The sequence below is a fragment of the Saccharopolyspora karakumensis genome (assembly GCF_004349225.1).
Lineage (GTDB): Bacteria > Actinomycetota > Actinomycetes > Mycobacteriales > Pseudonocardiaceae > Saccharopolyspora > Saccharopolyspora endophytica.
On record NZ_SMLA01000019.1, the window covers coordinates 1 to 12,560 of the forward strand.

The following is a 12,560-nucleotide window of genomic DNA, read 5'->3' on the forward strand; positions in this document are numbered from 1 at the left end:
CCACGGGAGCGGGGATGCGCTCGGTCGCCTCCGGGGCGTTGGGGTCCAGCAGGGGTTCGAACGGCTCGTCGCCGGCGGACCTGACGATCTCGTGCAGCCTGCGCCGCACCTCCACCAGCGGCATCCGCCGACCCGGTTCCTTGACCAGGAGCCCGCCGAGGACCTCGCCGATCGGTCCGGTCTGGTGGTGGCGGGGGAGCGGCCCGTGCACGATCGCGCTGATGATGACCAGCGGATCGCTGGTCTTGTCGTACGGCGGGCGGCCCTCGGCGGCCGAGTAGAGCGTGGCGCCGAGGCTCCACAGATCGGCCCGGGAGTCGAGCGCGCCGCGGCGCGCGATCTCCGGGGGCAGGTAGGCGGGCGTGCCCAGCAGCATCTCGGAGCGGGTCATGGTGGTCTCGGCGATGTTGCGGGAGAGCCCGAAGTCGGCGAGCTTGACCTGCCCGCGCGGCCCGAGCAGCACGTTGCCCGGCTTGACGTCGCGGTGCACGATGCCGACCCGGTGAGCGGCGTCCAGCGCCGCCGCCACACCGTCGATCATGACGGCCAGCTGGTAGTGGTTGAGCGCGCGGTGCTTCTTCAGGATCGCCGACAGGCTCCGACCCGGCACCAGCTCCATGACCACGAACGGGCCGGAGGCGCCCTCGCGGACCACGTCGTAGAGCATCACGGTGTTCGGGTGGCTGAGGGTCGCCATCGCCCGCGCTTCCCGCAGGGCCCGTTCGCGCAGGTCAGCGGCCCCTTCTTCGGGCAGGTCGGCGGGCAGGTGGAGTTCCTTGACCGCCACCGGGCGCTCCAGGACCTCGTCCGTCCCGGACCAGACGTAGCCCATCCCGCCCTTGCCGATGGTGCGGTCCAGCCGGTACCTGCCGCCGATCACGCGGCCCGAAGAAGATGTGTCCGCGTGGGACGGCGAGAGCTGATCATCTCGCACGCATGGACACTACCGAGCGGAGTTCCCGGTTCGCGCCGGGGGCATCCCCGGCGCGAACTGGGAAAACGGGATTTTGCGGCCGTTCGGGCAATCCCGTGCACCCGCGGTTTCCCCAGAAGTTGCGCCATCTGGAGGAGGCGCGTCCGCCCGCGCCTCGACCGGTCAGTGGACGTGCGTGCCGTCGCGGACGGTGCCCACGTACTCCTCGACGAGGTCCTCCAGGGCCACCACGCCGACCGCCGCGCCACCGGCGTCCACCGCCGCGGCCAGGTGGCTTCCCGCCCGGCGCAGCGACGTCATGGCCTCATCCAGGCGCGCGGTCACCGGCACCGTGGGCAGGTCGCGCCTGCGGGCGTCGGAGATCGGCGTCTGCGGATCGTCGCCCGCCTGGTCGAGCACGTCCTTGACGTGCAGGTAGCCCAGCAGCCTGCCGTCGTCGCCGCGCACCGGGAACCGGGAGAAGCCGGTGTCGGCCACCACCCGCTCCACATCGCCCAGCGTCGGACGACCCGGCAGCGTCGTGACCTCGGGGAGCGGGACCAGGACGTCGGCGACGGTGTGCTCCACCGACGACAGCGTCTGGGCGAGCCTGCGGTGCTCGGAGTGCTCCAGCAGCCCCTCGCGCCGCGATTCCACCAGCAGCTCCGCCAGCTCGGCGGAGGTGTAGGCGGTCTCCAGCTCGTCCTTCGGCTCGATCCGCAGCAGCTTGAGCACCGCGTTGGCCATCATGTTGAACAGCGCGATGAACGGGCGCGCCAGCTGCACGAACCCGACCAGCGCGGGCACCAGCCACAGCGCCATGCGCTCCGGCTCGGCCAGCGCCAGGTTCTTCGGCACCATCTCGCCGACCAGCACGTGCAGGATCACCACGATCGTCAGGGCGATCGTGAACGCCACCGCGTGCGTCACCGGCTCCGGGATGCCCAGGGCGCTGAACGGCGCTTCCAGGGTGTGGGCGACGGCGGGCTCGCCCAGCCGCCCGAGACCCAGCGAGCACAGCGTGATGCCCAGCTGCGCGCTGGTGAGCATCAGCGAACCCTCCTGGCTCGCCTTGATCACCGTGCGCGCCCGGCCGACCCCTTGGGCCAGCAGGGCCTCCAGCCGGTCGCGGCGGGAGGACAGCAGGGAGAACTCCGCGCCGACGAACAGCGCGTTGAGCAGCAGCAGGAGGACGCCGAGCAGCAGCGCGTAGGAGTCGCTCATCGGGTCGCCTCCATCGCCTCGGCCTGGGCCGGCTGCTTGGTGAGGCGCAGCTCGGCGATGCGGTGCTTGTCCATGCGCATGACGGTCAGCCGCCAGTCCTCCACCTCGAGCTGGTCACCGACCGACGGGATCCGGCCCAGCCGCCACAGCAGCAGGCCGGCCACGGTCTCGTAGTCGCCCTCGGGCATCTCGAAACCGGTGGCCTCGGCGAGCTCGTCGGGGCGCAGCAGCCCGGAGATCAGCCAGGAGTCCTCGCCGAGCCTGCGCACGGCGGAGATCTCCAGCCGGTCGTGCTCGTCGCGAACGTCGCCGATGATCTCCTCGACCACGTCCTCCAGGCTCACGATGCCCGCGGTGCCGCCGTACTCGTCGACGACGACCGCCAGCTGCAGGCCCGAGCCGCGCAGCCGGTTGAGCAGCGCGTCTCCGTCCAGCGTGGCCGGCACCGTCGGCACCGGGCGGGTCAGCGTCTCCACGCGGGTGGACTCCCGGCGCGAGGCCGGAACGCCGAAGGCCTGCTTGACGTGCACGACTCCCTGGATCTCGTCGAGGTCGCCGCCGTGCACCGGGAACCGGGAGAACCCGGTCCGGCGGGCGAGGTCGAGCAGGTCCACGAGGGTCTCGCCGACCTGCAGCGACGCCACCCGCACGCGCGGGGTCATCAGTTCTTCCGCGCTGCGGTCGCCGAAGCGCAACGAGCGGTCCATCAGCCGGGCCGTGGACTCGTCGAGCGTGCCGTGCGCGGCGCTGGAACGCACGATCGAGCCGAGCTCGTCGGGGGAGCGCGCCGAGCGCAGCTCCTCCTGGGGCTCGATGCCGAACCTGCGCACCACCCAGTTCGCGCTGTTGTTCATGGCGTCGATCAGCCACTTGAACACCTGCGAGAACCGCGCGTGGTAGCCGGAGACGGCGCGCGCCGTGGGCAGCGGGCGGGCGATGGCGAGGTTCTTCGGCACCATCTCGCCGAAGACCATCGACAGCGCCGTCGCCAGCAGGATCGCCAGCGCCAAGGACACGCCCCCGGCCACGCCCAGCGGCATGCCCAGGGCCGTCAGCACCGGCTGGATCAGGTCACCGATGAGCGGCTCGGCCACGTAACCGGTGATCAGAGTGGTCAGGGTGATCGCGACCTGCGCGCCTGAGAGCTGGAACGACAGCGTGCGGTGCGCGCGCTGCACGGCGCGGGCGCGCTTGTCGTCCACGGAGTGCACGTGCGCGTCCACCGTGGAGCGTTCCAGCGAGGTCAAGGAGAACTCCGCTGCCACCGCGAGACCGGTGCCCAGCGTGAGCACTGCGATGAACAGAAGGCCGACAACGGCCAACAGGATTTCGATCAACCCTCGGCCCGCCTCGTGTGAGTGACCGATGATCGGAGATAGCCGGGTCTACTGCCCGGCTCGGTACTGCTTCCCTCTGGGGATTGTGCCGCTGGCACTGAAGTGCTCACTCCCGTGAATTGAATGGGCCAGTTGGAAAAGGTCGTTCCGAGTATACCGGCGCTGATGCGATGCAATCGGTAGCGGCGCGATCACGATTCCCGGCTTTCCCGGAGTTCGGCGGCTGCCGGGTGCGCGCGCAGGTGCTCCTCGCGGCCTGCTCCCACCAGGTGCGTTGGGGCGGAGCGGAGTCCGTTGTGGCCGGTCGTTGGCTGCTTCTCGCCCCGATGGTCTGATCCTGTCTACCTAGAAGTAACCTGCGACGAAGTTGTCGCGGTCACCGCCGCGCTGAACAATCACGAGAGGACGTGATCGTGAGCACACCCACGGTTGCGGACGCGCCGCAGAAGGGTTTCTTCGGACACCCGCGCGGTTTGTTGACGCTGTTCTTCACCGAGATGTGGGAGCGGTTCTCCTACTACGGCATGCGCGCCATTCTGGCGTACTACCTCTACTACGCCGTGTCCGAAGGCGGCCTGGGAATCCCCGAATCGACCGCGCTGTCGGTGGTCGGGGTCTACGGCGCCTCGGTCTACATGACCGGCGTCCTGGGCGGCTGGCTGGCGGACCGGGTCGTCGGAGCCCAGCGCGCGGTCCTCTACGGCGGCGTGATCATCATGCTCGGCCACATCGCACTGGCCATGCCCGGTGGCATGACCACCGTGCTGATCGGCCTGGTGCTGCTGGTCATCGGCACCGGCCTGCTCAAGCCGAACGTCTCCGGGCTGGTCGGCGGCCTCTACGGCGAGCAGGACAACCGCCGCGACGCCGGTTTCTCGATCTACTACATGGGCATCAACCTGGGTGCCTTCATCGCGCCGTTCGTCGTGGGCACCCTCGGCGAGAAGGTCAACTGGCACCTGGGCTTCGGCGCCGCCGCGGTCGGCATGGCGCTGGGCCTGATCCAGTACACGCTGGGACGCAAGAACCTCGGCAGCGCGGGCCTCGTCCCGGTCAACCCGCTGCCCGCCGACCAGAAGGGCCGCGTCCTGGGCCGCGCGGGAGGCATCGCCCTGGGCTTCGTCGTGGTGCTGGTCGCGCTCTCGGCGACCGGCGTGATGGGGCTCGACGGTCTGGTCAACCTGATCAGCATCATCTCCGCGGTGCTGCCGATCATCTACTTCGTGGTGATGCTCTCCAGCAAGGAGATCACCAAGGTGGAGCGCGACCGGCTGATCGCCTACATCCCGCTGTTCCTGGCCACCGCGCTGTTCTTCCTGCTGTTCGAGCAGCAGCCGAACACGCTGGCGAACCTGGCCGAGGCCGACACCGACCTCAACGTGTTCGGCTTCGCCGTCCCGGCGTCCTGGTTCCAGTCGGTCAACCCGCTGGCGATCATCATCCTGGCGCCGGTCATGGCCGCGCTGTGGATGAAGCTGGGCTCGCGGCAGCCGTCGACCCCGCAGAAGTTCGTCGGCGGTCTGTTCTTCGTCGGCGTGTCGTTCCTGTGGGTCGTGCTGTCGAAGTTCGCCGCCGGTGACGACGGCAAGCACCTGCCGATCATGCTCGCGCTGGTGTTCGTGATCATGACCGTGGGTGAGCTGATGCTCTCGCCGGTCGGCCTGTCGGCGACCACGAAGCTCGCGCCGAAGGTGTTCACCTCGCAGATGATGGGCCTGTACTTCCTGGCCCCGGCGATGGGCCAGGGCCTGGGCGCCCAGGCTGTGAAGCTGTACTCGGTGGAGAACCAGCAGCTGTACTTCTCGATCGTCGGCATCGCCACGATCGGGTGCGCGGTGCTGCTGCTGGTCTCGGCGCGCGTCATCAAGCGCTACATGCACGGCGTGAACTGACGGTTCAGCGCGCGAAGAAGGCCGGTCCCGTTCCCGGGGCCGGCCTTCTTCGTCGTGGCGAGGTTCAGCGCAGGTCGAACGTGCGGGAGTCGCGCGTGTCCGATGCCGAGGGGTCCGGCTCGGGGTGGCCCGGGATGGCGACGTCCTCGGCCGGCAGGGCGCCGTGCACCAGGTAGTCCGCGCCGATCCGGTCCGCCTCGGCGTTGCCGGACAGCGCCCAGACCCCGTGCTTGCCCGCGTCGCGTTCGGTGACCAGCACCGACGACGGCAGCGAGTGGTGCATCTCGACGGCACCCGCGTACGGGGTCGCGACGTCGTGCTCGGAGTTGAACATCAACACCGGCGGCAGCTTCTCACCGGTGATCTTCGTGGGTTGCTGCCGGGGCGCGTGCCAGGTGCGGCACGGCGCGACGGTCCAGCTGTTGAACCACGCGGCGAACGGGTTCCCGGTCGCCATCCGGCGGGAGTCTCGCTCCCATTCCGCGCGGCGGGTCGGCCAGGGCGCGTCGGCGCACTCCACGGCGTTGTAGATCGCGTTGCCGTTCTCGGCCAGCGCGTCCTTCGGGGTGACCATCGCGGCCAGCGCGCGGTCGTCGCCCCGCAGCTGGAAGTCGGCGAGCCCCTGCGCCAGCGGCTGCCAGTCGGACTCGCCGTAGAGCGCGTTGAAGCTGATCTCGATCAGCTCCGAGGGCCCCAGCGGTCCGCGCGGTGCCTTGCGCAGCTCCTCCTGCGTGCGCTGCCACGCGGCCTTCACCTGCAGCCCCTCGGTGCCGAGGTGGAAGACCCGGTCGTGCCGGGCGACCCAGTCGAAGAAGTGGTCGAGCCGCTGCTGCGCGGCCACGTCCTGGGCGAGGTTGTTGCCGTACCAGATCTCCGAGACGTCGGGGTTGACCGAGCTGTCCAGGACCATCCGGTCCACCCGCTCCGGGAACAGCTGCCCGTAGACCGCGCCGAGGTAGGTGCCGTAGGAGTAGCCGAGGAAGCTGATCTTCTGCTCGCCGAGCGCGGCCCGGACGAGGTCCATGTCGCGGGCGTTGGTGGGCGTGTTCAGGTGCGGCAGGTACTTCCCGGCGCGCTGCGCGCAGCCGTCGGCGTAGGCCTGCGCGCGCTGCCAGTTGGTCTCGCGGGCGGCGGGGGAGTCCGGGTCGGGCAGCGGGTTGGCCCAGTAGGTCGCCGGGTCCACGCAGCTGATCGGCGTGCTGTGCGCGGTGTTGCGGGTGTCGAAGCCGATCAGGTCGTAGGAGTCGCGCACCTGCGGCGGCACCAGACCGCCCAGCGTGCCGGCGAAGTCGGCTCCGGGGCCTCCGGGCCCGCCGGGGTTGACCAGCAGCGCGCCGCGCCGCGCCTGCGGATTCCGCGCGGGCAGCTTGGAGACCAGGATCTGCACCCGCTCACCGCCGGGGTTGGCGTGATCGAGCGGGACCTCGACGGTCGCGCAGCTCAGCTGCGGGTACGGCGTGGCGATGTCCTGCGGGCACTGCCCGAACTGCAGGGCAGGTCGGGGCGCCGCGACGACCGCCGCGGGTGGCGCGACGGCCAGTGCCGCGACCGCAGCCAGACCGAGCGCGATCGAACGCTTCACGTGGGGGCTCCTCAGACGCGTGGAGGCAGTTGATCTCGCAGCGTAGGAGCGGGGGCGGTGGCGACCTACGGACTCGGTGCCGTGTCGCCGGGAGGGGGTGTCAGCTTCGCCCGGCCAGGTGAGCGTCGGTGCCGAGTTCGCGCGGCAGCTCGTCGAGGACCTGCGTCGTGCGGTCCAGCCAGCGGATGCTGCGGTGCAACGACGTCGGTCCGTCGGTGAGCGATTCGGCCAGGTCGTGCAACTCGTCGGAGCGTCGGTGCGCCGCCGCGATCGCCTCCTCGAACGGGACCTGGCCCTCGTCGGTGAGGGACTCGGCGGCGTCGGCCAGCGCCCACAGCTGCTCGGCCAGCCGCTCCCGCGTGTCGGCGTCGACCATCTCGGCCGCATCGCCCAGCGCCACCGAGAGGTTGCGGACGTAGTAGGCGCAACCGCTGAGCTTGGTGGCCGTGCGCTGCACCTGGCTGCGCCGGGACCGGAACCGGTAGGCGGTGAGGGGGTTCGCGCTGGTGAGCACCTGCTGCAGGGCGTCGTCGAGCGCGCGCGTGGGTTCCTGCAAGCCCGAGGCGGTCCCGTGCTCGCTGAGCTCGGTGCCGGTGCTGCGCAGGAAGTCCCGCAGAGCCTTGAGGAACTCGCCGGTGTTGGTGCGGACCAGCTCGCGGGTGCGGGTCGGCAGCACGAACACCGCGGCCAGCACCCCGGCGAGCGCCCCGACCGCGGTCTCGGCCAGGCGGGTTTCCAGCACCGAGGCGTCGAAGGTGCCGAGCATCCCGTACAGCGCCCCGAGCAGGGTGGTGATGAAGAAGGTCATCGCGGCGTAGGAGTAGCCGACGAAGTAGAACGCCAGGAACACGCACAGCAGGATCACCGCCAACTCGGCGGTGAGGTCCCCGCCGACCTGCGCGGCGACCACGATGCCCGCCAGCACGCCGAGGATGGTGCCCGCCGTGCGCTGCCAGGCGCGCACCAGCAGCTCGCCGCGGCTGTTGGCGCTGATGAACACCACGAACGCGGTGATCACCGCCCAGTACCAGCGGTTCGGCGAGACCAGCTGACCGAGCACGATCGCCAGGCCCGCGGCCACGGTGACCTGGATGGCGGTGCGCAGTTCCGGGCGTGCCAGCCCGGTCTGCTCATCACCGGGCTCCTCGGCGTCCTCCTCGGCAGCGCTGTCCGGTTCGTCCCGCTGCTCGCCCAGCTCCCCGGCGGCTTCGGCGAGCTCGGACAGTTCGGTGCCGAGCCTGCGGACCGCCATCGCCAGGTCGACCGACCCGCGGTCCTCGATCTGCTCGGACACCCGACGGGTGGCCTCCCGGATCTCGCGCGGGCGGCTCTCGAGCACCGACAGCAGCGCGCCGACCGCGTGCGGCACGGCACCACCACCGCTGGGGTGGTCGACCAGCCGCAGCAGCCGGGTCACCAGGTTCTCCGCGGCCAGCTCGACGTCCAGGATCCGCTGCCGGAGCACGTCGCGGCCGGACTCGGAGAGCTCGTCCATCCGGCCGACGGTGGTTTCCAGCATCAGCGAGGTCTCGTTCAGCCGCACCGAGCGGTTGTGCAGCTTTCGCCGCCGTCCCGCGGACGTCGGCTGGTCGGCGACGTCGCGCACCGCGTGCAGCAGGCCGTGCACCTGCGCGCGCAGCGTGCGGCGGCCGCGCGCCAGCACCCCTTCGGGATCGTCGCGCAGCACCAGGAACCGCAGGCCGGCGGCCATGATCGTGCCGATGAGCACCGCCGCGACCAGCGCCGGGAACTGCGCGGACTGCGGGCGCAGGAACATCGCGAAGAAGTAGCCCATGAACGCGACCATGCCCAGCGGGAAGTACCGCGGGCCGAACCTGCGCACGTAGACTGCCACGAAGATGACCAGCAGGAAGACCCCGCTGTGCAGCGGCGGCGAGAACTGGGTGGCGATCGCCAGACCGAGGGCCGCCAGCACCGGCAGCGGCAGCAGCGCGTAGGTGATGGCCTGGCCGCGCCGGTCCGGGTCGTTGACGCCGAGCGAGCCGTTGATGGCCACCACCGCGCCGATCATGGCGCTCGGCAGCGGCTGCCCCCACCAGGCCAGCAGCGGCACCGCGGCGGCCAGCGTCAGCGCCACGGCGAGGGTGACGCGCACGGCGGTGCGCAATCTCCGCAACGACGGATCGGAAGCGAGGAAGCGGTTCCACCACTCGCTGCCCATGCCGCGCGGTCTCCTTCGCCTCAGCCGTCGTTGGCGTGAGATTACGCCGAACCGCGCTCGAGCTGTTGGATCACCGGCCTCGGTGCCGTCGCACGCTCTCCTCGACGACGTCGAGCACCGAACCCAGGTGCTTGGCCGGAAGTCCCATCGCCAGGTGCGAGACCAGTCCTTCCAGGACCAGTTCCAGGTAGGCGGTCAGCACGTCGACGTCGACGTCGTCGCGCAGGTTCCCGGCCCGGTGCTGCCACTGCAGACGCGCCCGGGTGGCTGCCGTGAGCAGCTCGGAGCGCTGCGCCCAGCGCTCCCGGAACTCGGTGTCGGTGCGCAGCCTGCGGGAGACCTCCAGCCGGGTTCCCAGCCAGTCGGCGCCGAGCGCCCTCGCCTCGGCGCCGGAGGGGGCGTCGAGCAGGTTGCGCATCACCTGCACCAGGCCCTGCTCGGCGACCACGTCGGCCATCCGCGCGGCGTCGTCCTCGGCCAAGGCGAGGAACAGCGATTCCTTGTCCTTGAAGTGGTGGAAGATCGCGCCGCGGGACAGGCCGGTGGCTTCTTCGAGGCGTCGCACGGTGGCACCCTCGTACCCGAAGCGCGCGAAGCAGGACCGCGAACCGTCGAGGATCTGACGGCGTCGCGCGTCCAAGTGGTCCTGGCTGACCCGGGGCATGGCGTGAATCCTGGCAGGACAGTCCGCGCCATTGCAATCCGTACGTACGTTTTGTTGACTTTTCAAGCCGATGCCCGCGCAACTGCACCGGATCGGGCGGAGTTTCGCGCCGCTTCTAACAGCTGCCCGAGCGCAGAACAAGGGTCGCGACTGTCGGGGGCTGACGGTAGCGTCGGTAACCGGCCAATCACGGGCGGTGATCATCTTGGCGATATCGACCGATCCTGCAACCGGCGAGTTCCCGACCTCACGAGTGCGCACCAGGGCGGAGGCGGAAGCCTACGTCGCGTCGGTGTGCTTCAAGCACGGACCTCCCCGGCTGCTGGGTGTCGAACTCGAATGGACCGTGCACCACCGATCTGATCCGGGACGTGCCCTCGACGCCGCGACGCTCATCGCCGCGCTCGGCCCGCACGCACCCCGCTCCCTGGTTCCCGACAGCCCGCAACAACCGCTGCCGAACGGCTCCGTGCTCACCGTTGAGCCTGGTGGCCAGGTCGAGATCTCCAGTCTTCCCACCACATCGCTGCGCTCCCTGCTGAGCGTCGTGGCCGCTGACGCCGACTACCTGCACCGCCTGCTGGACCGAGCGGGCTTGGCGCTGGGCGACAGCGGAACCGACCCCTACCGGCATCCGAACCGGATCCTGCGCGTGCCGCGCTACCAGGCCATGGAGACCGCGTTCGACCGCATCGGCCTGGACGGCAGGCTGATGATGTGCAGCACCGCAGGCGTGCAGGTGTGCCTGGACGCCGGTGAACCGGACCGGATCGCCGCGCGCTGGAACGCGCTGCACGCCCTCGGACCGGTCATGATCGCCGCCTTCGCCAACTCCCCGCGGTTGTTCGGCGAGGAGACCGGCTGGGCCTCCACCCGCACCCGCGTGCTGCTCGACACCGACCCGCCGCGCACCCGACCCGGCCCGACCAAGGGCGACCCGGTCAGCGGCTGGGCGCGCCGCATGCTCGACATGGCGGTCGTCTGCCGACGCCGCGAGGGCGAGGACTGGTCGGCGCCCAGCGGCCTGAGCTTCGCCGAGTGGATCCACGGCGGGCTCCCGGAACCGCCCACCCGCGAAGACCTGGACTACCACCTGACCACGGTGTTCCCGCCGGTCCGCGCCCACGGCTACCTGGAGGTGCGCTACCTCGACGCGCAGTCCGGAACCGACTGGATGCTGCCCACCGCCGCGCTCGCCGCGCTGTTCGGCGACGAGTCCATCGTGGACAAGGTCGCCGTGATGGCCGCGCCCGCCGCCGGGCGCTGGGTGCACGCCGCCCGCTTCGGCCTCGCCGACCCCGTGCTGGCCCGCTGCGCCCGCGACATCTTCGACCTGGCCTGCCGGCTCCTGGGCGGCACGGGCGACGGCCTGTCCGACCGACTCGCCGAGCACGTCGCCCGGCGCCTGAGCTGAACCCGTCACGACCGGAGGTGTGCACGGTGAAAGACCTTCACGAACTGGGAACCGAAGACCTGCGCGAGCACGTCGCCGCCGAACTGGCGCGCACCCGACAGCGCAGCGCGCAGCTCACCGACGCCGTCGACGACGAGGACCTCGTCAAGCAGCACTCACCGCTGATGTCGCCGCTGGTCTGGGACCTCGCGCACGTCGGCAGCCAGGAGGAGCTGTGGCTGGTCCGCGACGTGGGCGGGCGCGAGGCCGTCCGGCCCGACATCGACGACCTCTACGACGCCTTCCAGCACCGCCGCGCCGACCGGCCCGAGCTGCCGCTGCTCGGTCCGCGCGAAGCCCGCGACTACGTCGCCACCGTGCGCGACAAGGTCTTCGACCTGCTCGACGAGACGCCGATGGAAGGCCGCAGGCTCGTCGAGCGCGCCTTCGCCTTCGGCATGATCGTGCAGCACGAGCAGCAGCACGACGAGACGATGCTGGCCACCCACCAGCTCCGCGACGGCCCGCCCGCGCTCACCGCCGAACCGCCGCCGCCCTCCTCCGGCGCGCTGCCCGCCGAGGTGTTCGTGCCGGGTGGACCGTTCACCATGGGCACCTCCACCGAGGCGTGGGCGCTGGACAACGAACGTCCCGCTCACGAAGTGCACGTGGACGCCTTCCACCTGGACACCGCACCGGTCACCAACGCCGCGTTCGCCCGCTTCATCGACGCCGGCGGCTACCACGATCCGCGCTGGTGGAGCGAAGCCGGACAGCACTACCGGCACAAGGCCTCGCTGGAAGCGCCCCGGTTCTGGTTCCGGGACGGAGAGCGGTGGATGCGCCGGCGCTTCGGCCACGTCGAAGAGGTGCCCGGCGACGAACCCGTGGTGCACGTCAGCTTCTACGAGGCCGAGGCCTACGCCGCCTGGGCGGGCAAGCGGCTGCCCACCGAGTCCGAGTGGGAGAAGGCGGCCCGCTACGACCCCGGCACCGGGCGCTCCCGCCGGTACCCGTGGGGTGACGAGGACCCGACGCCCGAGCACGCCAACCTCGGTCAGCAGCACCTGCAACCCGCACCCGCCGGGGCCTACCCGCTGGGCGAGGCGCCGTGCGGTGCGCGGCAGCTCATCGGTGACGTGTGGGAGTGGACCTCCAGCGACTTCCTGCCGTACCCGGGCTTCGCGGCGTTCCCGTACCGCGAGTACTCCGAGGTGTTCTTCGGCTCCGACCACAAGGTGCTGCGCGGCGGCTCGTTCGGCACCGACCGGTCGGCCTGCCGAGGCACCTTCCGCAACTGGGACTTCCCGATCCGGCGGCAGATCTTCGCGGGCTTCCGCTGCGCCCGCACCCCGAACGCGGACGAGCGCTGA

Annotated in this window: 9 protein-coding genes; 3 read left to right on the plus strand and 6 right to left on the minus strand. The window is 70.8% G+C overall.

Annotation, left to right across the window (positions count from 1 at the left end; genetic code table 11):
• The 3 genes from E1202_RS14695 to E1202_RS14705 all read right to left on the minus strand — a co-directional run.
• On the minus strand, positions 1 to 934 hold a 934-nt coding region (locus E1202_RS14695; protein WP_235878380.1), incomplete at its 3' end, for a serine/threonine-protein kinase.
• Between the two features lie 162 nt (positions 935 to 1,096).
• On the minus strand, positions 1,097 to 2,137 hold the full coding sequence (locus E1202_RS14700; protein WP_132683626.1) for a hemolysin family protein: 1,041 nt from the start codon (positions 2,135 to 2,137) through the stop codon (positions 1,097 to 1,099).
• A complete protein-coding gene (locus E1202_RS14705; protein WP_207918638.1) occupies positions 2,134 to 3,474 on the minus strand; it encodes a hemolysin family protein in 1,341 nt (446 codons plus the stop codon). Before E1202_RS14705 ends, E1202_RS14700 begins: the two co-directional genes overlap by 4 nt.
• Positions 3,475 to 3,887: 413 nt before the next feature.
• Here E1202_RS14705 and E1202_RS14710 point away from each other — a divergent pair, with 413 nt between their 5' ends.
• Complete coding sequence (locus tag E1202_RS14710) at positions 3,888 to 5,366, plus strand: peptide MFS transporter (RefSeq protein WP_328590983.1); 1,479 nt, start codon at positions 3,888 to 3,890, stop codon at positions 5,364 to 5,366.
• 64 nt (positions 5,367 to 5,430) lie between these two features.
• On the opposite strand, the gene E1202_RS14715 is transcribed toward E1202_RS14710, so the two are convergent.
• The 3 genes from E1202_RS14715 to E1202_RS14725 all read right to left on the minus strand — a co-directional run bounded on the left by E1202_RS14715 (position 5,431) and on the right by E1202_RS14725 (position 9,794).
• A complete protein-coding gene (locus E1202_RS14715; RefSeq protein ID WP_132683627.1) occupies positions 5,431 to 6,948 on the minus strand; it encodes an alpha/beta hydrolase in 1,518 nt (505 codons plus the stop codon).
• Positions 6,949 to 7,048: 100 nt separating this feature from the next.
• Positions 7,049 to 9,130 carry an FUSC family protein gene (locus E1202_RS14720; protein ID WP_132683628.1) on the minus strand — a complete coding sequence of 694 codons (2,082 nt, stop codon included), beginning with the start codon at positions 9,128 to 9,130 and terminating at the stop codon, positions 7,049 to 7,051.
• A gap of 70 nt (positions 9,131 to 9,200) precedes the next feature.
• Positions 9,201 to 9,794, minus strand: coding sequence for a TetR/AcrR family transcriptional regulator (locus E1202_RS14725; protein WP_132683629.1), 594 nt, complete (start codon positions 9,792 to 9,794; stop codon positions 9,201 to 9,203).
• 196 nt (positions 9,795 to 9,990) lie between these two features.
• Here E1202_RS14725 and egtA point away from each other — a divergent pair, with 196 nt between their 5' ends.
• Together egtA and egtB are read left to right on the plus strand one after the other, a co-directional pair.
• Positions 9,991 to 11,208: an ergothioneine biosynthesis glutamate--cysteine ligase EgtA gene (gene egtA / locus E1202_RS14730; protein WP_328590984.1), complete on the plus strand. Its 1,218-nt coding sequence runs from the start codon at positions 9,991 to 9,993 to the stop codon at positions 11,206 to 11,208.
• A 26-nt stretch (positions 11,209 to 11,234) separates the two neighbouring features.
• The gene (gene egtB / locus E1202_RS14735; protein WP_408006474.1) at positions 11,235 to 12,560 is read left to right on the plus strand and encodes an ergothioneine biosynthesis protein EgtB; all 1,326 of its coding nucleotides are present in this window, start codon (positions 11,235 to 11,237) and stop codon (positions 12,558 to 12,560) included.